This window comes from Arthrobacter sp. KN11-1C (assembly GCF_052180225.1).
GTDB lineage: Bacteria > Actinomycetota > Actinomycetes > Actinomycetales > Micrococcaceae > Arthrobacter.
In genome coordinates this window covers 4,424,657-4,449,713 of sequence record NZ_CP197467.1, presented here as the reverse complement: position 1 = coordinate 4,449,713, position 25,057 = coordinate 4,424,657, and the positions used below count along the sequence as shown (strand labels likewise).

General features: G+C 61.7%; 18 protein-coding genes and 4 rRNA genes. 18 read left to right on the top strand and 4 right to left on the bottom strand.

Annotated elements, in window-relative coordinates; all coding sequences use genetic code 11:
* The first annotated feature begins 139 nt into the window (after positions 1-139).
* From rrf (ACSBOX_RS20845) to rrf (ACSBOX_RS20815), 7 genes are all read left to right on the top strand, one after another.
* A 5S ribosomal RNA gene (rrf, locus tag ACSBOX_RS20845) occupies positions 140-256 on the top strand.
* A gap of 463 nt (positions 257-719) precedes the next feature.
* Positions 720-1,448, top strand: a complete 729-nt coding sequence (locus ACSBOX_RS20840) for a GntR family transcriptional regulator (RefSeq protein WP_442544164.1) — start codon at positions 720-722, stop codon at positions 1,446-1,448.
* An 85-nt stretch (positions 1,449-1,533) separates the two neighbouring features.
* On the top strand, positions 1,534-2,730 hold the full coding sequence (locus ACSBOX_RS20835; protein WP_442544163.1) for a CaiB/BaiF CoA transferase family protein: 1,197 nt from the start codon (positions 1,534-1,536) through the stop codon (positions 2,728-2,730).
* A complete protein-coding gene (locus ACSBOX_RS20830; RefSeq protein ID WP_442544162.1) occupies positions 2,731-3,891 on the top strand; it encodes an acyl-CoA dehydrogenase family protein in 1,161 nt (386 codons plus the stop codon).
* Positions 3,892-4,446: 555 nt separating this feature from the next.
* A 16S ribosomal RNA gene (locus ACSBOX_RS20825) occupies positions 4,447-5,968 on the top strand.
* Between the two features lie 587 nt (positions 5,969-6,555).
* Positions 6,556-9,693 (top strand): 23S ribosomal RNA (locus ACSBOX_RS20820).
* A 148-nt stretch (positions 9,694-9,841) separates the two neighbouring features.
* Positions 9,842-9,958 (top strand): 5S ribosomal RNA (rrf, locus tag ACSBOX_RS20815).
* The 16S, 23S and 5S rRNA genes sit together here, the layout of an rRNA operon.
* 344 nt (positions 9,959-10,302) lie before the next feature.
* Here rrf (ACSBOX_RS20815) and ACSBOX_RS20810 read toward each other — a convergent pair.
* Genes ACSBOX_RS20810 through ACSBOX_RS20800 form a run of 3 tightly spaced genes read right to left on the bottom strand, consistent with a single transcriptional unit; the run spans position 10,303 to position 12,919 of the window.
* Entirely contained in the window at positions 10,303-11,136 is an 834-nt protein-coding gene (locus ACSBOX_RS20810) for an alpha/beta fold hydrolase (protein ID WP_442544161.1), read from the bottom strand.
* Positions 11,137-11,167: 31 nt separating this feature from the next.
* Entirely contained in the window at positions 11,168-12,022 is an 855-nt protein-coding gene (locus ACSBOX_RS20805) for an alpha/beta fold hydrolase (protein WP_442544160.1), read from the bottom strand.
* A gap of 9 nt (positions 12,023-12,031) precedes the next feature.
* Positions 12,032-12,919 (bottom strand): alpha/beta fold hydrolase, encoded by an 888-nt coding sequence (locus ACSBOX_RS20800; RefSeq protein WP_442544159.1) that lies wholly within the window; start codon positions 12,917-12,919, stop codon positions 12,032-12,034.
* Between the two features lie 77 nt (positions 12,920-12,996).
* Between ACSBOX_RS20800 and lysS the strand changes: the two genes are divergently transcribed.
* The 10 genes from lysS (at position 12,997) to dhaM (ending at position 23,678) form a co-directional block, all read left to right on the top strand.
* Positions 12,997-14,523 carry a lysine--tRNA ligase gene (gene lysS / locus ACSBOX_RS20795; protein WP_442544158.1) on the top strand — a complete coding sequence of 509 codons (1,527 nt, stop codon included), beginning with the start codon at positions 12,997-12,999 and terminating at the stop codon, positions 14,521-14,523.
* A 2-nt stretch (positions 14,524-14,525) separates the two neighbouring features.
* On the top strand, positions 14,526-14,702 hold the full coding sequence (locus tag ACSBOX_RS20790; protein ID WP_171983451.1) for a hypothetical protein: 177 nt from the start codon (positions 14,526-14,528) through the stop codon (positions 14,700-14,702).
* A gap of 160 nt (positions 14,703-14,862) precedes the next feature.
* Positions 14,863-15,189 carry a histone-like nucleoid-structuring protein Lsr2 gene (locus tag ACSBOX_RS20785; RefSeq protein WP_078106968.1) on the top strand — a complete coding sequence of 109 codons (327 nt, stop codon included), beginning with the start codon at positions 14,863-14,865 and terminating at the stop codon, positions 15,187-15,189.
* Positions 15,190-15,554: 365 nt separating this feature from the next.
* A complete protein-coding gene (locus ACSBOX_RS20780; RefSeq protein WP_078106967.1) occupies positions 15,555-18,047 on the top strand; it encodes an ATP-dependent Clp protease ATP-binding subunit in 2,493 nt (830 codons plus the stop codon).
* Between the two features lie 156 nt (positions 18,048-18,203).
* Positions 18,204-20,306 carry a prolyl oligopeptidase family serine peptidase gene (locus ACSBOX_RS20775; RefSeq protein WP_442544157.1) on the top strand — a complete coding sequence of 701 codons (2,103 nt, stop codon included), beginning with the start codon at positions 18,204-18,206 and terminating at the stop codon, positions 20,304-20,306.
* Between the two features lie 28 nt (positions 20,307-20,334).
* Positions 20,335-20,844, top strand: a complete 510-nt coding sequence (locus ACSBOX_RS20770; protein ID WP_442544156.1) for an amino-acid N-acetyltransferase — start codon at positions 20,335-20,337, stop codon at positions 20,842-20,844.
* A gap of 120 nt (positions 20,845-20,964) precedes the next feature.
* Positions 20,965-21,171 carry a hypothetical protein gene (locus ACSBOX_RS20765; RefSeq protein WP_442544155.1) on the top strand — a complete coding sequence of 69 codons (207 nt, stop codon included), beginning with the start codon at positions 20,965-20,967 and terminating at the stop codon, positions 21,169-21,171.
* A 160-nt stretch (positions 21,172-21,331) separates the two neighbouring features.
* Entirely contained in the window at positions 21,332-22,333 is a 1,002-nt protein-coding gene (dhaK, locus tag ACSBOX_RS20760) for a dihydroxyacetone kinase subunit DhaK (RefSeq protein ID WP_442544154.1), read from the top strand.
* A gap of 2 nt (positions 22,334-22,335) precedes the next feature.
* Positions 22,336-22,986, top strand: coding sequence for a dihydroxyacetone kinase subunit DhaL (dhaL, locus tag ACSBOX_RS20755; RefSeq protein ID WP_442544153.1), 651 nt, complete (start codon positions 22,336-22,338; stop codon positions 22,984-22,986).
* Positions 22,983-23,678: a dihydroxyacetone kinase phosphoryl donor subunit DhaM gene (gene dhaM, locus ACSBOX_RS20750; RefSeq protein ID WP_442544152.1), complete on the top strand. Its 696-nt coding sequence runs from the start codon at positions 22,983-22,985 to the stop codon at positions 23,676-23,678. Before dhaL ends, dhaM begins: the two co-directional genes overlap by 4 nt.
* Before the next feature lie 49 nt (positions 23,679-23,727).
* Here dhaM and ACSBOX_RS20745 read toward each other — a convergent pair whose 3' ends face one another.
* Positions 23,728-24,216 carry a hypothetical protein gene (locus ACSBOX_RS20745; RefSeq protein ID WP_442544151.1) on the bottom strand — a complete coding sequence of 163 codons (489 nt, stop codon included), beginning with the start codon at positions 24,214-24,216 and terminating at the stop codon, positions 23,728-23,730.
* A gap of 182 nt (positions 24,217-24,398) precedes the next feature.
* On the opposite strand from ACSBOX_RS20745, the gene ACSBOX_RS20740 reads away from it, so the two are divergent.
* Positions 24,399-25,055 (top strand): class I SAM-dependent DNA methyltransferase, encoded by a 657-nt coding sequence (locus tag ACSBOX_RS20740; protein WP_442544150.1) that lies wholly within the window; start codon positions 24,399-24,401, stop codon positions 25,053-25,055.
* Positions 25,056-25,057 lie beyond the last annotated feature (2 nt).

Sequence of the window (25,057 nt, the reverse complement as noted above, 5' to 3'; positions counted from 1 at the left end):
ATCACTGCTTGCGTCCACTATGTGGTTCCCGAACAACAACCCGTTGCTCACAGGAACCAACAACTAAATAACAACACCACACATGTTGTAACCACAGACTTCCCACCCCGCACCCAGTGCGGGGGTCGGGTAACAGGGTTACGGCGGTCATAGCGTGGGGGAAACGCCCGGTCCCATTCCGAACCCGGAAGCTAAGACCCACAGCGCCGATGGTACTGCACCCGGGAGGGTGTGGGAGAGTAGGACACCGCCGGACAATCATTCACCGGTCAGGCCCCGACACACCGTGTCGGGGCCTGACCCACTTAAACACCCCAAACAGCACGCGTAAGGCCAGGACCCCGCCCACCAAAACGCGGGAAACACCAAACCCCCGCTCACCTATGGCGCGGGAACCCCCAAACCCCGGCTCACATATGCGCGGGAACGTCCGAACGCGGGCTCACCTATGCGCGGGAACGCCCGAACGCGGGCTCACCTATGCGCGGGAGATCCCGAACGCGGGCTCACGTATGCGCGGGAGATCCCGAACGCGGGCTCACGTATGCGCGGGAGATCCCGAACGCGGGCTCACGTATGCGCGGGAGATCCCGAACGCGGGCTCACGTATGCGCGGGAGATCCCGAACGCGGGCTCACGTATGCGCGGGAAACCCCAAACGCCGGCCCACCAATGAACCCTCCGAAACTCAGGTTCACGCCGAGCCGTACAATGTCAGGATGAGTAGCATGCAACAGGTTACTCCCGGGGTGTCGCTCACAGCCCAGGCCACGGATTTGCTCCGGGCGGCGATCACGTCCGGCGAGATGACGCCCGGGGAGCATTATTCGGCGATCGGACTAGCCGAGAGACTCGGCGTGTCCAGGACGCCGGTTCGAGAGGCCTTGCAGTTGCTTGAAAAGGAGGGCATTGTCCGGATCGAGAAGAACCGCGGTGTCCGGGTGCTGCAGATTTCACTTGATGAAATTGTGCAGATCTTCCAGATCCGAATTCTTCTTGAGCCCCCTGCAGCGGCCCGGGCAGCTGAGATTGTCACAAAGCATGAACTTGCGCATTTCCGTGAGCTGCACGGACGCATCCTGGATGCAGCAGCCGCCGATGATGGTCCCGGCACCCTGCAGGCGGACAAGGAATTCCACTTGTTCCTCATGGGCCTGGCGGGTAATCCGCGGCTAACGGCATTGGATGGCGAGCTCCGCAACCTCGTCCTCGCACAAGGGTTGGTAACCATCCCTTCAATCCGAAGCAGCCAGGACTTGGCGGACGACCGTCGAGGCATTCTCGACGCATTGGAGCGACAGGATCCGCTGGCTGCATCCGCCGCCGTTCGCGAACATGTCACCCGTACGGCGAGGCTTCTCATTACAGGCGTTTGCGCGAAGACGCCTGGACTGTCCTCCGAGGCGTATCTGGCCAAGCTGGATCAGCTGACGAAACTCCGCAGTTGACTCCAACTCAACTAAGAATTGTTTACATGCTGAGCGCAGTCCCTTACAGTTGCATGCAACATACAACCATCAAAGGAGATGCGTCGTGGCATCCACACAGGGTAGTCCAAGCGGTTTGCCGCAGCCCTTGGCTGGTATACGGATCGCCGACTTCTCGCGGGTTCTAGCCGGCCCGCTGTGCTCCATGATGTTGGCTGACTACGGTGCCGAAGTCATCAAGATCGAGGGCCCTGGTGGCGACGACACTCGAGCGTGGACCCCGCCGGTTGACACCGACGGGATTGGTACATATTTTGCCAGCGTCAACCGGAACAAGAAATCGGTCGTCGCCGATCTCAAGTCCGATGATGGGTTGAACTATGCCCGTGCGCTCGTGGCCGGCTGCGACGTCGTGATCGAAAATTTCCGGCCTGGCGTCATGGCGAGGTTCGGGCTGGATTACCTGACGGTCTCCGAGAGCCGGCCGGATATTGTCTATTGTTCAATCTCGGGTTTCGGGGTTGGCGCCGGCGCGGATCTGCCCGGCTATGACCTGCTCGTGCAGGCGCTTGGCGGTCTGATGAGTATCACCGGCCACCCGGAAGGAGAACCCAGCAAGGTCGGGGTTGCCCTGGTTGACGTCCTCACGGGACAGAATGCCGTAGCAGGAATCCTGATGGCGCTGCGGGTGCGCGATGCTACCGGAGTCGGTCAGGAGGTGCAGGTCAGCCTCCTCTCATCGCTCCTGGCAGCGTTGGCGAACCAAGGCACAGCCACCTTGGCCACTGGCGATTCGCCTACCAGGCTTGGTAATGCGCACCCCAGCATCGCCCCATATGAGACCTTCCGCACAGGAGGCGGAACGCTCGCGGTCGCGGTCGGAAACGATCGGCAATTTGCGGCGCTTGCGTCGGTTCTGGGACTCAATGGTCTGCCCGAGGAAGCGAGGTTCCTCACGAATGAACGCCGAGTGGCATCGCGCGAGGAGCTTCGGATTGTGATTGAGGTAGCGCTCGGTACTGACACTCCTGAGAGTTGGCAACGGAAATTGCTCGCCGCAGGTGTTCCTGCGGGCAGGGTCAACAGCGTCGGCGAGGCTTTCGAACTGGCTGAGAGCCTGGGGTTGGAGCCGTCAGTCGTTGTCACCGATCCCGCCACTGGCCGGGAGTCCCGGCAGTTGACCAACCCGATCCGGTTGTCCGCGGCGGCACCGAGCTACCGGCAAGTTCCCCCGGCCCTTGGAGAGCACCAAGGGTTCACCTTCGATGTCCGGTCCTCGGACACTGCCGAGAAAGGCGCATAAATGTCCGATATCAGCGATCTGATTGACTTTGGTTCCCTCCTCAGCGCCGATGAACGTGCATTGCGCGATTCGGTGCGCGCCTTTGTCGATAGCGAAATCAAGCCACACATCGCAACCTGGTTCGAAAAGGCTGTCTTCCCGCTGGAACTTGTCCCCGAACTGGGCAAAATGGGGCTGCTCGGCATGCACCTGAAAGGCTACGGCTGCGCCGGCCGATCCGCCGTCGAGTACGGCCTGGCCGGAGCGGAACTCGAGGCCGGCGATTCCGGGTTGCGTACTTTCGTCTCGGTGCAAGGTTCGTTGGCGATGAGCGCCATCCACAAGCATGGCTCGGATGAGCAGAAAGCCGAATGGCTGCCGGCGATGGCCGCGGGGGAAGCGATCGGCTGTTTCGGGCTGACGGAACCCACAGCGGGGTCGGATCCGGGTGGCATGACTACCTTTGCGCACCGCGACAGCGGCGACTGGATCCTCAACGGATCAAAACGCTGGATAGGCCTTGCATCGGTGGCCAAGGTCGCCATCATCTGGGCCCAGACCGACGGCGGTGTCCGCGGCTTTGTTGTCCCAACCAATACCGCTGGATTCACGGCGACACCGATCGAACCCAAGCTCTCCATGCGAGCCTCAATCCAATGCGACATCGAATTGTCCAATGTGCGATTACCCGGGAGTGCAGTCCTGCCGAACGTCGTCGGACTCAAGGGTCCCTTCTCTTGCCTGAACGAGGCCCGCTACGGAATCATCTGGGGTGCCATGGGCGCTGCGCGCGACGCGTTCGAAGCCGCCCTCGATTACTCCAAGGAACGTCTGCAGTTCGGGAAACCACTGGCTGGTTACCAGCTGACCCAGCAGAAGTTGGTTGATATGGCCCTGGAGATCAACAAGGGATTCCTCCTCGCCCTGCACCTCGGGCGCATGAAGGACGCTGGAACCTTGCAACCGGACCAGATTTCGGTGGGCAAACTGAACAGTTGCCGCGAGGCGATCAAAATCGCGCGGGAAGCTAGGACCATCCTTGGCGGTAACGGAATCACGCTGGATCACTCACCCTTGCGGCATGCCAACAACTTGGAATCCGTCCGCACCTATGAGGGCACCGACGAAGTCCATACTCTGATCTTGGGTAGCAGGCTGACTGGTATCGCCGCCTTCCGTTAGGCCGGCCCGACGGCGGAACGTGCGTTCCGCCGTCGACGTCGCCGGGCGGCCCCATCAGGTCCGGCCGGACAGCTTGAGTTGCCCGCCTCAACGCTGGATTTGCGCGGGGTGCGGAAGCCGTGTAATGTCTTCTAAGTCGCCGCGAGGGAGACAGCCTAGAGCTGGGAACCACGGGTGGCCAACCCCTTCGAATTGAGTCTAAAACGACTGGTGCTTTGCGCGCCGCAATTCGAGGGAAATTCGAATTATCATCTTGAATCTGGTTGAAATACCGATTTGATAAGTAGTGACAGTTCGGGTAAGTTTGAAAAGTTGCTCCGGAGCGATTCTGGACCCTGTGGGGTGTGGTTGGTGCCGGGTGTGTCTGTTGTTTGAGAACTCAATAGTGTGCCAAGTTTGTTGATACCGATTTATTTTTTATGAATTGGTTGTTTTGGCTGGTTCTGTGTCACCTCCGTGGCGTGGGGCTGGTTTTTTACAGCTGGTTTCAAATTTTGTGCAGCCCGGCCGTCCGTTATTTCCGGTGGTTGTGGTTGTGTCTGTTTTTGTTTTACTTCAACGGAGAGTTTGATCCTGGCTCAGGATGAACGCTGGCGGCGTGCTTAACACATGCAAGTCGAACGATGATCTCCAGCTTGCTGGGGGGATTAGTGGCGAACGGGTGAGTAACACGTGAGTAACCTGCCCTTGACTCTGGGATAAGCCTGGGAAACTGGGTCTAATACCGGATACGACCATCTGACGCATGTCATGGTGGTGGAAAGCTTTTGCGGTTTTGGATGGACTCGCGGCCTATCAGCTTGTTGGTGGGGTAATGGCCTACCAAGGCGACGACGGGTAGCCGGCCTGAGAGGGTGACCGGCCACACTGGGACTGAGACACGGCCCAGACTCCTACGGGAGGCAGCAGTGGGGAATATTGCACAATGGGCGAAAGCCTGATGCAGCGACGCCGCGTGAGGGATGACGGCCTTCGGGTTGTAAACCTCTTTCAGTAGGGAAGAAGCGAAAGTGACGGTACCTGCAGAAGAAGCGCCGGCTAACTACGTGCCAGCAGCCGCGGTAATACGTAGGGCGCAAGCGTTATCCGGAATTATTGGGCGTAAAGAGCTCGTAGGCGGTTTGTCGCGTCTGCTGTGAAAGACCGGGGCTCAACTCCGGTTCTGCAGTGGGTACGGGCAGACTAGAGTGATGTAGGGGAGACTGGAATTCCTGGTGTAGCGGTGAAATGCGCAGATATCAGGAGGAACACCGATGGCGAAGGCAGGTCTCTGGGCATTAACTGACGCTGAGGAGCGAAAGCATGGGGAGCGAACAGGATTAGATACCCTGGTAGTCCATGCCGTAAACGTTGGGCACTAGGTGTGGGGGACATTCCACGTTTTCCGCGCCGTAGCTAACGCATTAAGTGCCCCGCCTGGGGAGTACGGCCGCAAGGCTAAAACTCAAAGGAATTGACGGGGGCCCGCACAAGCGGCGGAGCATGCGGATTAATTCGATGCAACGCGAAGAACCTTACCAAGGCTTGACATGAACCGGTAACGCCTGGAAACAGGTGCCCCGCTTGCGGTCGGTTTACAGGTGGTGCATGGTTGTCGTCAGCTCGTGTCGTGAGATGTTGGGTTAAGTCCCGCAACGAGCGCAACCCTCGTTCTATGTTGCCAGCGGTTCGGCCGGGGACTCATAGGAGACTGCCGGGGTCAACTCGGAGGAAGGTGGGGACGACGTCAAATCATCATGCCCCTTATGTCTTGGGCTTCACGCATGCTACAATGGCCGGTACAAAGGGTTGCGATACTGTGAGGTGGAGCTAATCCCAAAAAGCCGGTCTCAGTTCGGATTGGGGTCTGCAACTCGACCCCATGAAGTCGGAGTCGCTAGTAATCGCAGATCAGCAACGCTGCGGTGAATACGTTCCCGGGCCTTGTACACACCGCCCGTCAAGTCACGAAAGTTGGTAACACCCGAAGCCGGTGGCCTAACCCTTGTGGGGGGAGCCGTCGAAGGTGGGACCGGCGATTGGGACTAAGTCGTAACAAGGTAGCCGTACCGGAAGGTGCGGCTGGATCACCTCCTTTCTAAGGAGCACCATTATCGCCCTTCTCCTTCCGCATGGTGGGTGGGGGGTGTGTGGAAGCAAAGCCCATTGCGCAGGCGTCTGTTCTGCGGTGGGTGCTCATGGGTGGAATATCAGCAGATAGCGGCCGGTTGTTTCTTGTTTGTTCTTCAGTACGGATGCCCCTTTTTCCTCGTGTTTTCACGGGTGGGGGTGTTGTGGAAAGGGTGCGGGCAGGGGGTGGCTGGTTTTCGTGTTTGGCACACTGTTGGGTCCTGAGGCAACAGGGCCGGTTCTTGGGGGGGTGCGTGGCCTGTGAGGGTTGCGTGGTTTTCCTTGGTGCCGGGTTTGTGTGTTTCTGGTTTCCTGGCTGCATGTCCTGTGCGTGTCCGGCTGTCCTTCTTTTTTGGGGGGTGGTTGGTGTGTGGGGGTGTGGTACGGGGTTGTTGTTTGAGAACTACATAGTGGACGCGAGCATCTAGGCACGCGCATGGTCATTGCTTCTCCTTTTTGGTGGGGTGGTGGGGTGTGTGTGTCTTACAGCAATTTCTTTTTATGAACCTGGCCCTTGTGGTCATGGTTCTCTCGAGAAGTTTTTTGATCTTGTGTGGTCAAGTTTTTAAGGGCACACGGTGGATGCCTTGGCATTAGGAGCCGAAGAAGGACGTAGGAATCTGCGATAAGCCTGGGGGAGTTGATAACCGAACGGTGATCCCAGGATGTCCGAATGGGGAAACCCCGCCAGACGCTGCAAGGTGATCTGGTGACCCGCATCTGAACACATAGGGTGCGTGGGGGGAACGCGGGGAAGTGAAACATCTCAGTACCCGCAGGAAGAGAAAACAAGAGTGATTCCGTTAGTAGTGGCGAGCGAACGCGGATGAGGCTAAACCGTTCCATGTGTGATAGCCGGCGGGCGTTGCATGGGCGGGGTTGTGGGACTTTCCGTACTGGTTCTGCCGGACCGGTGGGGTGAGAGCATGGACATAGGTGAACGGTCTTGAAAGGCCGGCCGGAGAGGGTGTTAGCCCCGTAACCGTAATGTTGTGTGCCGCCTGGAGAGGATCCCAAGTAGCACGGGGCCCGAGAAATCCCGTGTGAATCTGTCAGGACCACCTGATAAGCCTAAATACTTCCTAATGACCGATAGCGGACCAGTACCGTGAGGGAAAGGTGAAAAGTACCCCGGGAGGGGAGTGAAACAGTACCTGAAACCGTGTGCTTACAATCCGTCGGAGCAACCTTGTAGTTGTGACGGCGTGCCTTTTGAAGAATGAGCCTGCGAGTTAGTGTTACGTCGCGAGGTTAACCCGTGTGGGGTAGCCGTAGCGAAAGCGAGTCTGAATAGGGCGAGTGTAGTGGCGTGATCTAGACCCGAAGCGGAGTGATCTACCCATGGCCAGGTTGAAGCGACGGTAAGACGTCGTGGAGGACCGAACCCACTTCAGTTGAAAATGGAGGGGATGAGCTGTGGGTAGGGGTGAAAGGCCAATCAAACTCCGTGATAGCTGGTTCTCCCCGAAATGCATTTAGGTGCAGCGTTGCGTGTTTCTTGCCGGAGGTAGAGCTACTGGATGGCCGATGGGCCCTACAAGGTTACTGACGTCAGCCAAACTCCGAATGCCGGTAAGTGAGAGCGCAGCAGTGAGACTGTGGGGGATAAGCTTCATAGTCGAGAGGGAAACAGCCCAGACCACCAACTAAGGCCCCTAAGCGTGTGCTAAGTGGGAAAGGATGTGGAGTTGCGAAGACAACCAGGAGGTTGGCTTAGAAGCAGCCATCCTTGAAAGAGTGCGTAATAGCTCACTGGTCAAGTGATTCCGCGCCGACAATGTAGCGGGGCTCAAGTACACCGCCGAAGTTGTGGATTTCAGATAGTAGACAAGCCTTCGTGGTTCAGTCGTCTGGAGTGGTAGGGGAGCGTCGTGTGGGCGGTGAAGTCGCGGTGTAAACCAGCGGTGGAGCCTACACGAGTGAGAATGCAGGCATGAGTAGCGAAAGACGGGTGAGAAACCCGTCCGCCGAATGATCAAGGGTTCCAGGGTCAAGCTAATCTGCCCTGGGTAAGTCGGGACCTAAGGCGAGGCCGACAGGCGTAGTCGATGGACAACGGGTTGATATTCCCGTACCGGCGAAGGACCGCCCATGCCAAGCGGGGGATACTAACCGCCCGGAGCCTGCCCAATCACCCTTGTGGTGTGCGGGTTTTGGCCGAGCGCGGGACCTGATCCCGGGAGGTAAGCGTATTAACAGGTGTGACGCAGGAAGGTAGCCGGGCCGGGCGATGGTTGCCCCGGTCTAAGGATGTAGGGTCAGCGATAGGCAAATCCGTCGCTGTGTCTTTGATGACGTTCCTGAGATCTGATGGGACCCCCGTCATGGGGGGATCCGGTGATCCTATGCTGCCTAGAAAAGCATCGGCGCGAGGTTCCAGCCGCCCGTACCCCAAACCGACACAGGTGATCAGGTAGAGAATACCAAGGCGATCGAGAGAATTATGGTTAAGGAACTCGGCAAAATGCCCCCGTAACTTCGGGAGAAGGGGGGCCCCAACCTTGAACACCACTTGCTGGTGGGAGGGGATCGGGGCCGCAGAGACCAGGGGGAAGCGACTGTTTACTAAAAACACAGGTCCGTGCGAAGTCGCAAGACGATGTATACGGACTGACTCCTGCCCGGTGCTGGAAGGTTAAGAGGACCGGTTAGCCGCAAGGCGAAGCTGAGAATTTAAGCCCCAGTAAACGGCGGTGGTAACTATAACCATCCTAAGGTAGCGAAATTCCTTGTCGGGTAAGTTCCGACCTGCACGAATGGAGTAACGACTTCCCCGCTGTCTCAACCATAAACTCGGCGAAATTGCAGTACGAGTAAAGATGCTCGTTACGCGCAGCAGGACGGAAAGACCCCGAGACCTTTACTATAGTTTGGTATTGGTGTTCGGAGTGGCTTGTGTAGGATAGGTGGGAGACGTTGAAGCCCGGACGCCAGTTCGGGTGGAGTCATCGTTGAAATACCACTCTGGTCACTTTGGACATCTAACTTCGGCCCGTGATCCGGGTCAGGGACAGTGCCTGATGGGTAGTTTAACTGGGGCGGTTGCCTCCTAAAAAGTAACGGAGGCGCCCAAAGGTTCCCTCAGCCTGGTTGGCAATCAGGTGTCGAGTGTAAGTGCACAAGGGAGCTTGACTGTGAGAGAGACATCTCAAGCAGGGACGAAAGTCGGGACTAGTGATCCGGCGGTACATTGTGGAATGGCCGTCGCTCAACGGATAAAAGGTACCTCGGGGATAACAGGCTGATCTTGCCCAAGAGTCCATATCGACGGCATGGTTTGGCACCTCGATGTCGGCTCGTCGCATCCTGGGGCTGGAGTAGGTCCCAAGGGTTGGGCTGTTCGCCCATTAAAGCGGTACGCGAGCTGGGTTTAGAACGTCGTGAGACAGTTCGGTCCCTATCCGCTGCGCGCGCAGGAAATTTGAGAAGGGCTGTCCTTAGTACGAGAGGACCGGGACGGACGAACCTCTGGTGTGTCAGTTGTACTGCCAAGTGCACCGCTGATTAGCTACGTTCGGATGGGATAACCGCTGAAAGCATCTAAGCGGGAAGCTCGCTTCAAGATGAGATTTCCATACACCTCGTGTGTGAGAGGCCCCCAGCCAGACCACTGGGTTGATAGGCCGGATGTGGAAGACAGGACTAAAGACTGTTGAAGCTGACCGGTACTAATAGGCCGACAACTTACACCACACAAACACGATCACTGCTTGCGTCCACTATGTGGTTCCCGAACAACAACCCGTTGCTCACAGGAACCAACAACTAAATAACAACACCACACATGTTGTAACCACAGACTTCCCACCCCGCACCCAGTGCGGGGATCGGGTAACAGGGTTACGGCGGTCATAGCGTGGGGGAAACGCCCGGTCCCATTCCGAACCCGGAAGCTAAGACCCACAGCGCCGATGGTACTGCACCCGGGAGGGTGTGGGAGAGTAGGACACCGCCGGACAACCATTCACCGGCCAGGCCCCGACACACCGTGTCGGGGCCTGACCCACTTAAACACCCCCAAACCCCGGCACCCAAACGCGGGCTCACATAAACGCCCGTTCCCCCAAACCCCCGCTCACCTATGGGGCGGGGAACGCCCGAACGCCGGCTCACGTATACGTGCTCCCGGGCTGACGCCAGCTCACATATACGCCCGTTTCCCCAATCCCCGGCTCACATAAACGCCCGTTTCCCTAAACCCCCGCCCACAGATCAACGGTCGCGCTCACCCAGGCGTCCGGTTGACAGCCGGTATATGTGAGCGGGCGTTGGGTCAGGACCCGGTATAGGTGAGCGCGCGTCTTAGCCGGCGAAGAAGTCGGAGAGCTCGGAGATGAGCTTGTCGGGCGCGCGGATCACTCCGTCGTGGCCGTGGCCGGGCAGGATGGTGTAGCTCGATCCGGAGAGGACGTCGTGGATTTGGCCACACGCCACCCCGAAGTAGGCGGGACTCTTTTCGCCGACCACTATCAGCGTCTCGAGCGGTAGCTCGAGGAACGGCTCTGCTGGCATGTCCGCGGCGATGACTGCCTTGATCTCGCGCACGCCGGCCTGCATGAGCTCGCGCATCTGCTTGCCCATGGGAGTGCCCGAGGCCAGCTTGGTGACGAGGGTCAGCATGGACAGCGGCATCCGCGCGAACGCGCCCTCCGTTTCGACACCCTTCACGAGCACGGCGAGCCCGCGGTCAAAGTCTCCAGCCGCCGTCGCGCGCTCGTATTCGCTCGTCCACTCGGCCTTCACGCTGTGGTTGACGGAGACGGCGGGGTCGTAGACGGCCAGGCGTTCCACTGGCAGCGTGCGTGCCGCGTGCAGGGCCACCGCGCCTCCGAAGCTGTGTCCGAAGACGTCGGTGCTGGCCGTGTGCTTCATGACCTCGGACAGATCACGGATGTCGACGTCGAGGGTGTAATCCTCGGGCTGCGGCGATGACTCACCGCGTCCGCGGCGGTTGAAGGTGTGGACCGGACGGCCAAGGGCTGCACTGAGTTTCTGGGCAAACTTGGAGTAGTCGGCGGCGGTCACCATGGAGGCGGGCACGACGACGACGCCTGAGCCGGCAGCGGCAAGCTCACCGCCCGTCGTGAAGAGCTCGAGGGTTCCGCCGTCGGCCGTTGTGATGTTCTCGCGCGTCATGCTTCGAGCCTAACGGAGCCGCAGGATTCCGTCAGTCCTTGAAGTAGCTGGAAATGTCCGCCACGAGTTCCTTGACGGCGGCAGGGATGGAACCGTGGAAGCCTTTTGGCGACACCACCAGCGTGCTTCCGGGGACGGCTGCGTACAGCCGTTCGGCGGTGACCTTGTAATATTCCGGGCTTTTGCTGCCCACCATGAACCGGGTGTTTCGAGGAAGCACCGAGAAATCCCGGGGGAGCGCGGCTTCGTCGTAGGCCGCTTTGAGTTCGGCGACGCCGGTTGGCATGAGTTCCTTGAGGACCTTGTTGACCTTCGTATGGGAAACGAGCGCCATGAGTCCCGCCAGAATGGGCTCGGGGATCCGCGCCAAGGCGGTGCCTGGCTGCATGCCCCGCTTCATCCGGGCCAGGGCATGGCCCACCTTCCCGCTATCGACGGATCGGGCAAAACCGTCCAGCCAGCCTGTGTCCACGCTCCCGTCGATGTTCACGGCGGCGTCGTACACGGCAAGCTTGTCCGGCTCGTAACTTGTTCCAGCAAACTCCTGGACAGCGTTCAGTGCCACGGAGCCGCCGAGGCTGTGGCCAAGGAGGTTCCTGGCGCCGGTGGCGTCCATGATGCTGCGGACGTCGGCAATCTCCGTGGCCATGGAGTAGTTCGCGGGCAGCTCCGTCGAACTGCCGCGACCCCTGCGATCGTAGACGTCGACTGCCCAGCCTTCGCCGAGTCCCTTGGCCAGGGCCATGGAAAAGGGTCGGTAAATGAGTGCGGTCAGGAAAGCGCCGCCAACCAGCACCACGCGCCGCTCCCCGGGCGCATCCACCGCGCCGTAGCTGTACAAGGCGAGCTTGCCGCCGTCGGGCGTAGGGACCTCACGTTCTCTCACCGCTTCATCCTAGGGTGAAGGCGCCTTCGCCGTTCCTTGTGCGAGGTAGCGGGCAATTCTCACTGCGAGCTGCTTCCCCGGACGGAGGGGCCCTTCGTGGAACTGCAAGGGGACCACCGCGAAGTCGACCACCGGAACGGCAGCTGCGAGCTCCCGGGCGATTTCGGCAAAGTATGCGGGGCTCCACCCGCCACTGAGCATCAGGGTTGGCGTTTTCAGTTCCGCATAATCCTGGATATGCGAGTCGGTGTCGATGATCGCCCGCATCTCGAGCACCGCCGTCGGCAGCAGGTCCCTCATCTCGGATCCCAGCCTCGTCTTGGCGGAGAGGATGCTGATCATCCGCAGCGCCCCGAGCGGCAAATACGAAATCGGGCCGGCCGTGCCGAGCCCCTGGACCAAATGCGCCCACCCATGGTCGAGTTGGCCGGCAGTGACGGCTGCTTCCAGTTGCGGCCGCCAGCGCTCGTTCAAGTTCCCGGAGAGGGAAACCGCGGCGTCGTAGGTGACGAGGCGGGAAATGGGCGCCCGCAAGGCTGCCTGGAGCGCGACGAATCCGCCATAGCTATGCCCGACAACATCCGTGGATCCGCTGGCTTCCATCACGGAAATCAGGTCGCTGGTCTCCGTCGCAGCGGAGTAGTCGGCGGGCTGCGGTGCCGAACGGCCACGGCCGCGCCGGTTGTAGGAATGCACCGGCCGGCCAAGCAGGACGCTGAGGTTCCGGGCGAATGGCCAGTAGAGGGAATCGGTCACCAAGGTGCCGTGAACAAGCACGACGCCGGGCGCCTCCGTATCGCTCGAGGCGCCGGGAATCGACCCCGCGGCCGTCGGTCGGAAGGAGTGCACCTCGAGGTGGCCGCCGTCGTCGTCGGTTTCAACTGTCCATGTCTCCACAGCCCGAGTCTATGTTGCCGCAGGGGCGGGAGGGGAAGATAGGGAACTCTAAGGAATCCCCGGTAAACTTGTGGATTGTGACTTCCGCAAACACCCCATCCCCACACACCGCCGAGCCCGCAGACGCCAGCGAACAGATGCGCATCCGCATGGAAAAGCGCAGCAAGCTGATCGAGCGCGGCACCGAGGCCTACCCGGTGGGTGTTGAGCGGACGCATTCCCTCGCCGAGATCCGCGAGAAGTACGCCCATCTGCAGGCTGACGAGACCACCGGCGACATCGTGGGCATCACCGGCCGCGTGGTGTTCGTGCGCAACACCGGCAAGCTCTGCTTCGCCACCCTCCAGGAGGGCGGTGTGGATGGTAAGGGCGTGCGCCTGCAGGCGATGCTCAGCCTGGCGAACGTCGGCGAGGAAACCCTCGCGGACTGGAAGGCGCTGGTAGACCTCGGAGACCACGTCTTCATCAAGGGCGAAGTCATTTCCTCCAGGCGTGGCGAGCTCTCCGTCATGGCCGATTCCTGGTCCATGGCCTCCAAGGCCCTGCGCCCGCTGCCGGTCCTGCACGCCGAACTGAACGAGGAAACCCGCGTCAGGCAACGCTACGTGGATTTGATGGTCCGCGACGAAGCCCGCGAAATGGTCTACACCCGCGCCGCAATCACCCGCTCGGTTCGCGACACCCTGGACCGCCGCGGCTATGTCGAGGTGGAGACCCCCATCCTGCAGCTCGTCCACGGCGGTGCCACGGCCCGCCCGTTCGAGACGCACATGAATGCCTTCGACCAGAAGATGACGCTGCGTATCGCCACCGAGCTCTTCCTCAAGCGCGCTGTGGTGGGCGGAATCGACCGCGTGTACGACATGGGCCGCGTCTTCCGCAACGAAGGCGTCGACTCCACGCACAGCCCCGAATTCACCACCTTGGAATGCTACGAAGCGTGGGCGGACCAGTTCGTCATGGCCGAGCGCATGAAGGAAATCATCCTGAACGTTGCCGACGTCGTGGGCACCCGCACCATCCAGACTGACGCGGGAGAGATCGACCTCGACGGCGAATGGGCTTGGGTCGCTGTCTACCCGGGGCTCTCCGAGGCGATCGGCGAGGAGATCACTCCGGACACTACGGTGGCGGAACTGCAGGCGATCGCCGCGAAGCACGAGGTCAAGGTGGACCCCAAGTGGGACGCCGAAAAGCTCGTGGTCGAATTGTTCGGCGAGATCGTCGAACCCACGCTGCTCAACCCGACCTTTGTCTATAACTACCCGCCCTCCGCGCAGCCGCTTGCCCGCCCGCATCGGGAAGACGGCCGCCTGATCGAGGCTTGGGACCTCATCATCGGGGGCATGGAACGCGGCACGGCCTTCTCCGAGCTGATCGACCCCGTCATCCAGCGCGAACGCCTTACGGAGCAGTCGCGCCGTTCGGCCGCCGGCGATGTCGAGGCCATGCAGCTGGATGAAGACTTCCTGCGCGCCCTTGAGTACGGTGCTCCGCCCATGGGCGGCATCGGCTTGGGCATCGACCGTCTGGTCATGCTGTTCACCGGAGCAGGCATCCGGGAAACCATCTTGTTCCCACTCCTCAAGCCCGAAGGGCACTGACCATGGAATACATTGCCGTTCTTGCACCGTCCGTCGTTGTCGGACTTCTCTTTTGGTTTGCCATGAAGGCTATCTTCAACGCGGACAAATCAGAGCGCCAAGCAGAAGCCCGCGCCCAGGAAGAAGCTGGATTCGGAATTGCCAAGCCGGCGGACGACGGCTCGACGCCTGCCAAATAGCTCTTTCTCCGGCCGCCCCGGGGATTTAATAGTGCCTTGCCGGTGTCTTTGACTATCTCTTTGGCTGTCCCTTTGACGGCGTGCCATCCGCTGGACGATAATCGTTAATTAGTAGTCTAGCTATTCTGCATATCCGGCCCCTCCAAAAGAGAGTCTTTTCATGGCACAGAAAGTCAAAATTATCCTCGTTGACGACCTGGATGAGGGCTCCGCGGATGAAACTGTCCGCTTTGGCCTTGATGGCGTCAGTTACGAAATGGACCTGTCCAGTGCCAACGCTGGGAAGCTCCGGGACGCACTTGCGCCATTTGTAGCCAAGGCGCGCAAGACATCGACCGGCCGTGCAACGCGTAGCCGCGTTGCCTCAGGGAGAAACCAGGACTCCGCGCAGATCCGTCAATGGGCGCGCGAGAACGGTTATACCGTAAACAGCCGTGGCCGTATTCAGGCCGAAATTCAGGAAGCGTACCAGAAGGCCAATTCCTGACACCAAGTATCAATACCCCGGCCCTAGGGCCGGGGTATTGTCATTTAACCGCCTGTTTAGGAGGTTAACGGTGTCGTGCGCCACTATTCCCCGGAAGGCTTGGAACCGACTGGGAATGCCCGGTGGGCAATCGCGACGCTTGCTGAGAAGAACGACAGCGGCAGGCCGGCCCGCGCGGACGGCGGCAGAAGGGCCGCCCCATGGTGGAAGCCCCGGATCTGGTCTCCGCCGCGACCCCGGGGTCCACGGGCGAGTCGGGTGAACTTATTCCCGGTGCGGCCATGTTTCCCCTGTGGCGAACACGCCCCAAAATTCCAGCGTTGCCACGTAGCATCAAAGTACGTCGTAGCTAGGAGTGTGGCGAAATGTTTGAGAGATTTACGGACCGTGCCCGTCGCGTTGTTGTGCTTGCCCAAGAAGAGGCACGCATGCTCAACCACAACTACATCGGTACCGAGCACATCCTCTTGGGTCTGATCCACGAGGGTGAAGGCGTTGCCGCCAAGGCGCTTGAGTCCCTGAGCATTTCGCTCGATGGCGTCCGCGAGCAGGTACAGGAGATCATCGGCCAGGGCCAGCAAGCCCCGTCCGGCCACATCCCCTTCACCCCGCGTGCCAAGAAGGTACTTGAGCTCTCGCTCCGCGAAGCCCTGCAGCTCGGCCACAACTACATCGGTACCGAGCACATCCTGCTCGGCCTCATCCGTGAGGGTGAAGGCGTTGCCGCGCAGGTCCTCGTCAAGCTTGGCGCCGACCTCAACCGCGTCCGCCAGCAGGTCATCCAGTTGCTCTCCGGTTACCAGGGCAAAGAAACGGCCGGTCCCGGCTCAGGCCCCGGCCAGCAGGAAGGCACCCCGGCCGGTTCGGTGGTGCTGGACCAGTTCGGCCGCAACCTGACCCAGGCCGCGCGGGAGAACAAACTCGATCCCGTGATCGGCCGCGAGCTGGAGATGGAACGCGTCATGCAGGTCCTCTCCCGCCGCACCAAGAACAACCCGGTGCTGATCGGTGAGCCCGGCGTCGGCAAGACCGCCGTCGTCGAGGGCCTCGCCCAGGCGATCGTCCGCGGAGACGTCCCGGAGACCATCAAGGACAAGCAGCTCTACACGCTTGACCTCGGTTCCCTGGTGGCCGGTTCCCGTTATCGTGGTGATTTCGAAGAGCGCCTGAAGAAGGTCCTCAAGGAAATCCGCACCCGCGGGGACATCATCCTCTTCATCGACGAAATCCACACGCTCGTGGGTGCCGGCGCTGCCGAGGGTGCCATCGATGCAGCCTCCATCCTCAAGCCGATGCTGGCCCGTGGTGAACTCCAGACCATTGGTGCCACCACTTTGGATGAGTACCGCAAGCACATCGAGAAGGACGCCGCGTTGGAGCGCCGCTTCCAGCCGATCCAGGTCAAGGAGCCTTCCGTCGCGCATGCGATCGAGATCCTCAAGGGCCTGCGTGACCGTTACGAGGCGCACCACCGGGTGACCATCACCGACGGCGCCCTTGCCTCTGCCGCAACACTGGCTGAACGCTACATCTCGGACCGCTTCCTGCCGGACAAGGCGATCGATCTGATCGACGAAGCCGGCGCCCGGTTGCGCATCCGCCGCATGACAGCTCCGCCGGAGCTCAAGGCCATGGATGAGCGCATCGCCGAGGTGAAGATGGAGAAGGAATCGGCCATCGACGCCCAGGACTTCGAAGGTGCTGCCTCACTGCGCGACAAGGAGCAAAAGCTCATTGCCGAGCGGGCCGAGAAGGAACGCAACTGGAAGTCCGGCGGCATGGACGATATCTCCGAGGTAGACGAGGAGCTGATCGCCGAAGTTCTCGCGAACTCCACCGGCATCCCGGTCTTCAAGCTCACCGAGGAAGAATCCAGCCGCCTGCTCAAGATGGAAGACGAGCTGCACAAGCGCGTCGTCGGCCAGGACGAGGCCATCCGTGCCCTCTCCCAGGCCATCCGCCGCACGCGTGCAGGCCTCAAGGACCCCAAGCGTCCGGGTGGCTCGTTCATCTTCGCCGGACCCACCGGCGTCGGCAAGACCGAGCTCGCCAAGGCGCTGGCGGAATTCCTGTTCGGTGAAGAGGACGCCCTCATCACGCTGGACATGTCCGAGTACTCCGAGAAGCACACGGTTTCGCGTCTCTTCGGTGCCCCTCCGGGCTACGTCGGCTACGAAGAAGGTGGCCAGCTGACCGAGAAGGTCCGCCGTCGTCCGTTCTCCGTGGTGCTGTTCGACGAGGTGGAGAAGGCCCACGCCGATCTCTTCAACTCGCTGCTGCAGATCCTGGAAGACGGCCGCCTGACCGACTCCCAGGGCCGCGTGGTGGACTTCAAGAACACGGTGATCATCATGACCACCAACCTGGGCACCCGCGATATCTCCAAGAGCGTGGCGACGGGCTTCCAGTCCGGCACGGACACCACCACCGGTTACAACCGGATGCGGGCACGGGTCACGGAGGAGCTCAAGCAGCACTTCCGTCCCGAGTTCCTCAACCGCGTTGACGACGTCGTCGTGTTCCCGCAGCTCACGCAGGACGAGATCATCGAGATCGTGGACCTGTTCGTTACCCGCCTCGAGGGCCGCCTCAAGGATAAGGACATGGGCATCGAGCTCACCACGGCCGCCAAGGTCCTCCTTGCGACCCGCGGTTACGATCCCGCCATGGGTGCCAGGCCGCTGCGCCGGACCATCCAGCGCGAGATCGAGGACCAGCTCTCCGAGAAGATCCTCTTCGGCGAACTGCACCCGGGCGACATCGTGGTGGTCGACGTGGACGGCGAAGGCGACGAGGCAAAGTTCACCTTTGCCGGCAACGCCAAGCCGCGCATCCCGGAGATCGCTCCGAGCGCCTAGGCTCCGGTTCGGCCGAGTCCCAGCTCAAAGACCCCGCCTGCTCCCGAAAGGAGCAGGCGGGGTTTTTGCGTTCCGGGGTTCGCAAGATCTGAAATGAGTGTTTCACTCTTAGTGAACCTTCTGTGATCTGCGGCACATCTCGTGTTGAATCAGAGCATGGATTCGAATGCCTCAGAGACCCCGAGCACGCAACCCGAAACTCCTTTCCACGATCTCGACCACTACCTGGCCATCCCCCGGGTCGGTGGCCTGGCTCTCAGCGCCGACGGAAACCGCCTGGTCACTACGGTTTCCACCCTCAATGCCAAGGGCACTGAATACGTCACTGCCCTCTGGGAGCTTGATCCTTCCGGAAAGAAGCACGCCCGTCGCATCACACGCAGCGCCAAGGGAGAGACCGGCGCCGTGTTTGCCTCCAACGGCGACCTCTACTTCACCTCGGCCCGGCCCGATCCGGACAGCCCCGAAGCGGATCCCGTGAGCGCTTTGTGGCTCCTTCCTGCCGACGGCGGGGAGGCCCGGGTGGTGCACTCCCGCGCCGGAGGCGTCGGAGGCGTCATGACCGCGTCGGCCGCGGATGCCACCTTCGTGACGGCGTCGGTCCTCGCCGGTTCCACGGATGAGGAAAATGACGAGGAGCGGCGCAAGAGCCGCAAGGACAACAAAGTGGCGGCCATCCTGCACACCGGCTACCCGGTCCGCTATTGGGACGCAGATCTGGGCCCGGCGCAGCCCCGGCTGTTTGCCGTGGAAAGCGGAGAGGCGGCTGGATCCGGCAAGCCCGCCACGGTGGACGCTACCGCGCCCCTGAAGCTGCGCAACCTTACCCCCGATGTCGGCGCCAGCCTCCGCAACACCCACGCGGTGGTCAGCCCGGACGGCAAGACGATCTATACGAGCATGGCCAAGCCGCTCGCCAAGGCCGACACGCGCTTTGTGCTCGCCGCCGTCGACGTCGCGACCGGCTCGCTCAAGGTACTCCTCGACCACGAGGGAATGAGCTATTTCCCCGGCCCGGTCAGCCCCGACAACAAGATGCTCTCCGTAGTCAGCGAAAGCGACAGCACCCCGGAGCGGGCGCCCCAGGTCAAACTCCACCTCTTGAACGTCGGAGCCGGGGATACGTTTGACTTCGAGCCCCTCGCGCCCGCTTGGGACCGCTGGGGCAATCCGGGGGCGTGGCTTCCGGACGGGAGCTCGCTTCTCGTCACAGCCGACGACGACGGCGCCACGCCGGTCTTCCGGGTCGCCGTCGCCGACGGTACGGTCACCCCGGTGACGCATGACGCGGCGGCGTACACCGACGTCGTGGTTTCCCCGGACGGACTGAGCGCGTATGCGCTGCGCAGCTCGTATGAATTCCCGGCTGAAGCCGTCCGGATCGACCTCGCCTCGGGCGACGTCGAGCGGCTCCCCGCCCCGGCAGAGCGCCCCAGGATCAAAGGCTCGTTCGAGCGGGTGGAGACGAGCGCGGCCGATGGTTCGAGGGTGCCGGCGTACCTTGCGCTCCCGGAAGGCGCGTCCGAGGCGAATCCGGCGCCCTTGCTGTTGTGGATCCACGGCGGGCCGTTGGGCTCGTGGAATGCCTGGACTTGGCGATGGAATCCGTGGCTGCTCGTGTCGAAGGGGTACGCCGTGCTGCTGCCGGACCCCGCACTATCCACCGGATACGGCCAGCAATTCATCCAGCGCGGTTGGGGCCAATGGGGCAAGGCGCCGTTTACGGACCTCATGTCCATCACCGACGCAGTGGTTCAGCGGCCGGACATTGACGAGTCCCGGACGGCAGCCATGGGCGGGTCATTCGGTGGATACATGGCCAACTGGGTGGCCGGGCACACGGACCGCTTCAAGGCGATCGTGACGCACGCCAGTTTGTGGGCCATGGACCAATTCGGGCCCACCACGGACGCCTCGCAGTATTGGCTCAAGGAAATGACCCCGGAGATGGCAATGGACAATTCGCCCCATCTCCACGTCGCAAAAATCACCACCCCCATGCTGGTGATCCACGGTGACAAGGACTACCGGGTACCGATCGGGGAGGGCCTGAGGCTTTGGTACGAACTTCTTTCCAGTTCCGGGCTGCCCGCCGACGAGAACGGCGAGACCCAGCACCGCTTCCTGTACTTCCCCGACGAGAACCATTGGATCCTGCAGCCGCAGCATGCCAAGGTCTGGTACGGCGTCGTGGAGCACTTCCTGGCCAGGCAGGTCCTGGGACAGGAGGTTCCTGTTCCCGAGGACCTGGGGATTTAGGCGCGCTTCGCCTCGTAAGATTGGGGCTGTGACTTCCACCATCAGTATCCGCCCTGCCCGCACCGGCGATGTTGCCGCGATCAAGAGGCTTGTAGCCCCGTTGGCAGAGCAGCGAATCCTGATGGCCAAGGAGACCGTGGCCTACTACGAGAGCCTTCAGGAGTTCCGGATTGCCGAATCGTCAGACGGCGAGGTGATCGGCTGCGGTGCCTTGCACGTCATGTGGGAGGACCTGGCCGAAGTGCGCACGCTGGCGGCGGACGACAATTGGCGGGGCAAGGGCGTGGGCCACGTCCTTGTCCAGCAGCTCCTTGAGGACGCCCGCGCGTTGGGCGTCGCCAGGGTCTTCTGCCTGACGTTCGAGGTGGACTTCTTCAAGCGCCACGGGTTCGAAGTCATGGCGGACCAAACCGCCGTCGACCCCCAGGTCTACTCGGAATTGCTGCGGTCACATGACGAAGGCGTGGCCGAGTTCCTCGACCTGGCCCGTGTGAAGCCCAATACGCTGGGCAACACCCGCATGATCAAGGTCCTTTAGCTCCGGTTTCTTCCCCCGGTTCCTCAATGTCCGAGCCTCGAGTCTTTACGTATATCAACTTGATGGATAAACTAATCGAGGCTCGGTTGCGGCGAGCCAACCATACTGTGGAGGCGAGAAATGAAGTACCACGTTATGTTTCCGGACTTTTCAGGTTTCCAGATCGACATGCCGCGTGCCGGCTCCACACCGGAGTCGCGCAAGCAGGGAACCGGAGGGTGCATGCGGTCCGCGTGCACGGATCTTTGGCCGGACTCGATGGCCAAGGACGCAAAAGCCCAGGACTTCAGCATCGGCCGTTTGACGGCGGGTGGACCGCCGCACTGAACAGGGTCATAGGGACGTTTTCTTGAAGGGACAGCCATTGGGGGCTGTCCCTTTCGCGTTTCCGGTTCCGGACTTTCCACATGAGGCCCATTCCCCTACCGTGCCCGGGGCGCTGGTAGTAGGGTCAAATCACCTACCAGCAACGCCCCAGGAGCGCGCCATGAAAAAGCTCATCAACGATCCCCGCTCGGTGGTGGACGAGTCTGTAGAGGGATTCGGCATGGCCCATGCCGACCTCGTGGACGTCCATACGGACCCCATCTTCGTCGTTCGAAAAGGAGCGCCCGTGGCCGGCAAGGTGGCGCTTGTCTCGGGAGGAGGGAGCGGCCACGAGCCGCTCCATGCCGGCTTTGTGGGGCACGGAATGCTCGACGCCGCCGTACCGGGCGCCGTCTTCACCTCGCCCACCCCGGACCAGATCATTCCGGCCACCGCGGCCGTCGATTCCGGCGCCGGCGTCATACACATCGTGAAGAACTACACCGGTGACGTGCTGAATTTCGAGACCGCGGCAGAGATGGCCCAGGCGGAAGGAATCAGCGTCCGTTCGGTGCTCGTCAACGACGACGTTGCTGTGGAGGACTCCCTGTACACGGCAGGTCGGCGCGGCGTGGGTGGCACCGTGCTGGTCGAAAAGATTGCCGGCGCCGCCGCGGAGCGCGGGGATTCCCTGGAAGCTGTCGCGGGTGTGGCGGAGGGCGTAGTCCGCAACGTGCGCACTATGGGCGTCGCATTGTCGGGCTGCACCGTGCCGCATGCCGGGGTACCCAGCTTCGAACTCGCCGAGGACGAAATCGAAATCGGCATTGGCATCCACGGTGAACCGGGCAGGCACCGGATCGCCATGGAGGGCGCCGACGCCATCACCAGCCGCCTATTGGACCCTGTCCTGGGGGACCTCGGGATCAAGTCCGGCGAAGAAGTGCTGCTCTTTGTCAACGGCATGGGTGGTACGCCGCTCAGTGAGCTGTACATCGTCTACCGCCGGGCGGCCCAGATCCTCGCGGAAAGAGGAGCCAAGGTGGAACGCTCACTGGTGGGCAACTATGTCACATCGCTCGAGATGCAAGGCTGCTCCATCTCCGTGTTGCGGCTCGATGACGAACTCACTGCCCTCTGGGATGCGCCCGTCCACACTCCGGCACTGCGTTGGGGGATGTGACAGTGGGCCTGGGGGTCGAGTGGGCGGTCCAATGGTTGACGCTCTCTGCACGGCTCATGGCCGAACATCGGGAGGAACTGATTGCCTTGGACCGTGCGATAGGCGACTCGGACCACGGCGAAAACATGGATCGGGGATTCCAGGCCGTCATGGAGAAGCTCGCACAGACTCCACCCGAAACACCCGGCGCGGCCCTGAAGCTGGCCGCGATGACCCTGATGTCCAAAGTGGGCGGGGCAGCGGGACCGCTGTATGGAACCGCGTATCTTCGGGCGGCCACGGCGCTGGGAGAAAACGCGGACCTTGATGCCGCCGCGCTCGCCGGAGCACTCACTGCGGCTCGGGACGGAATTGTTGCCCGCGGCAAGGCTGAGCTGGGTGACAAGACCATGGTGGATGCCTGGTCTCCGGCTGTGGAAGCGGCGGACGAGGTCCTGGAAGCCGGTGGAGATGCCGTGGCCGTTTTGGCTGCGGCGGCCGAGGCTGCCGAGGTCGGTGCGGTTACGACTGATCCTCTGGTAGCCCGCAAAGGCCGCGCCAGCTACCTCGGCGAACGCAGCGCCGGTCACCGCGATCCTGGGGCTGCGTCCTCTGCTTTGTTGTTGCGCGCAGCCGCTACCGCCGCGGGTTTCCCTGAGGGATCAGCTGAATGACGGTTGGCTTGGTGGTGGTCTCGCACAGCCGGAAGATCGCGGAAGGCGCGGTGGAATTAGCCGCACAGATGGCCCCTGATGTGAGGTTCTACGCCGTTGGCGGCACGGACGACGGCCGGATTGGAACGGACCTGGAGAAAGCGATCGCCGCATTCGAGGCAGGACTTGCGGAGGCTGCCGGGGATGGCGTGGTGGTTCTGACGGACCTCGGTTCTGCCGTCATGACGGCGGAATCAGCGGCCGAGTTCTGCAGCGACGCGGACAAAATCCTCCTTGCCGATGCTCCGCTGGTGGAAGGCCTGGTTGCAGCGGCGGTGGCCACCCAAGGTGGCGCTTCCGCGGCCGACGTGAAGGCCGCCGCGGAGGCGGTTCGGTTCGGTCCGGAGCCCGCTATTGATACGCGGGGATCCGCTGAATCGCAAGGCACGCGCGAACCGGAGGAAAGCGGCGAGTTCGAACTCATCAACCCGATGGGAATGCACGCCAGGCCCGCGGCGAAGATTGCGGGCGGACTGGCCGGCATGGACGTGGAAGCAACAGTAAACGGCGTCGACGGAACATCCATCATGGAACTCATGAGCCTAGCCGTGGGCAAGGGCGGCAAGCTCAGGATCGAGGCTTGGGGCAAGGATTCATCGAAAGCCGTGGATTACGTACGGCGGTTGGTGGAACAGGGATTCGGCGAGATCTGACCCGGCGCCAGGGTTTGACGACGCCCAGGTGTGACGCCGCATGAGGTGTTCAGGACTGCCGCAGGCCGTGGGCATCGAGCAGGAGGCTTGCCGTGATGGCGGTCTGGCACTGCTCGCCCCAGGGTTTGGCGGTTCTTGGCGTGAAGTTGATTGTCCTGACCGGCAAGGTCCCGCCGTTTGTGTCCGTGCCGGTCACTTCGGCATCGACGGGCGAGGACGTCAGTGTTCCCATGTTCAGGAAGCCGTAGCGGGTGCCATCCGGTGACGTGACGGCAGAGCATGAGCCCTCGGGTTCAGGACTGCAGGATTGCGGTACCGATACGCTGCCCGGGCGCAGATCCACATCGCCCTCGCGGCATTTCCCGTCCTGGCATGCCTTCAAATGGACGGTCCTGACCGTTGGTGCGTATTCTGCCGTGATTGTCAGGGACACCACAGGTGCCATCGCAATTGCCGGGCAAACGGTGACTTGAGGTTCGCATCCCGACCAGAGCGCCGCCGTCGTGGTCAATGCGATGGCGGCCCACAACCTGCGCATATTTTGAGGATAATCCCGCACCCGCGGCCCGGAACGACCTGCTTGCAACTGGCAGGCACATCGTTACCGACTCCCGCGGATCGTTGCTGCTCCGCGACCTCACGGGAAAGTCACGGCCGGCTTTCGGCCGGTGTCGGCCGGGCGCGGGGACTAGGACGGCCGGAAACATTAGGGTTCTTTGCATGACTGAACACTCGGACGTGGAGGCCACCCGCGCCGCCTACAACACGGTAGCTGCCGATTACGCGGAACTCCTGCGCAACGAGCTCGACGGCAAACCCTTTGACCGGGCCATGCTGGGTACCTTTGCCGAGCTCGTGGAGTCCGCGGGAGGCGGGACGGTTGCCGACCTCGGTTGCGGCCCTGGACGGATTACTGCGCACCTGCATTCCCTTGGCCTGGCGGCTTTCGGCATCGACCTGTCGCCAGAGATGGTGACGGTCGCTCGCCGGGACCACCCCGGCCTGCGGTTCGATGAAGGGTCGATCGAAGCGCTGGAGCTCAAGGACGACACCTTGGGTGGGATCGTCGCCTGGTATTCGATCATCCACACGCCGCCCGCCCGTTTGCCGGGGGTGTTCGCGGAATTCCACCGGAGCCTCCGGGACGGCGGCTTGCTGCTGCTCGCGTTCCAGGCCGGTGACGAGCCGAGGCACCTGGGCTTCGCCTATGGCCACGAAATCGACCTTGATGCCTACCGCTTGCCACCAAAGCGCATCACCGAACTCCTCCTTCAGGCCGGCTTTGCCGTGGAAGCGCAGCTACTCCGCGAACCGGACGACAGATACGAGAAGACCCCGCAGGCGTACCTTCTGGCCCGCAAACCGGCCAGACCGTAGCG

Excerpts from the sequence above, each read along its gene's own strand:
- ACSBOX_RS20810 (WP_442544161.1), bottom strand. The coding sequence starts at position 11,136 with ATGACGCGCGAGAACATCACAACGGCCGACGGCGGAACCCTCGAGCTC.
- ACSBOX_RS20830 (WP_442544162.1), top strand. The coding sequence starts at position 2,731 with ATGTCCGATATCAGCGATCTGATTGACTTTGGTTCCCTCCTCAGCGCC.
- ACSBOX_RS20740 (WP_442544150.1), top strand. The coding sequence starts at position 24,399 with ATGACTGAACACTCGGACGTGGAGGCCACCCGCGCCGCCTACAACACG.
- ACSBOX_RS20745 (WP_442544151.1), bottom strand. The coding sequence starts at position 24,216 with ATGCGCAGGTTGTGGGCCGCCATCGCATTGACCACGACGGCGGCGCTC.
- dhaM (WP_442544152.1), top strand. The coding sequence starts at position 22,983 with ATGACGGTTGGCTTGGTGGTGGTCTCGCACAGCCGGAAGATCGCGGAA.
- ACSBOX_RS20785 (WP_078106968.1), top strand. The coding sequence starts at position 14,863 with ATGGCACAGAAAGTCAAAATTATCCTCGTTGACGACCTGGATGAGGGC.
- dhaK (WP_442544154.1), top strand. The coding sequence starts at position 21,332 with ATGAAAAAGCTCATCAACGATCCCCGCTCGGTGGTGGACGAGTCTGTA.
- ACSBOX_RS20765 (WP_442544155.1), top strand. The coding sequence starts at position 20,965 with ATGAAGTACCACGTTATGTTTCCGGACTTTTCAGGTTTCCAGATCGAC.
- ACSBOX_RS20840 (WP_442544164.1), top strand. The coding sequence starts at position 720 with ATGAGTAGCATGCAACAGGTTACTCCCGGGGTGTCGCTCACAGCCCAG.
- ACSBOX_RS20775 (WP_442544157.1), top strand. The coding sequence starts at position 18,204 with ATGGATTCGAATGCCTCAGAGACCCCGAGCACGCAACCCGAAACTCCT.
- ACSBOX_RS20790 (WP_171983451.1), top strand. The coding sequence starts at position 14,526 with ATGGAATACATTGCCGTTCTTGCACCGTCCGTCGTTGTCGGACTTCTC.
- ACSBOX_RS20780 (WP_078106967.1), top strand. The coding sequence starts at position 15,555 with ATGTTTGAGAGATTTACGGACCGTGCCCGTCGCGTTGTTGTGCTTGCC.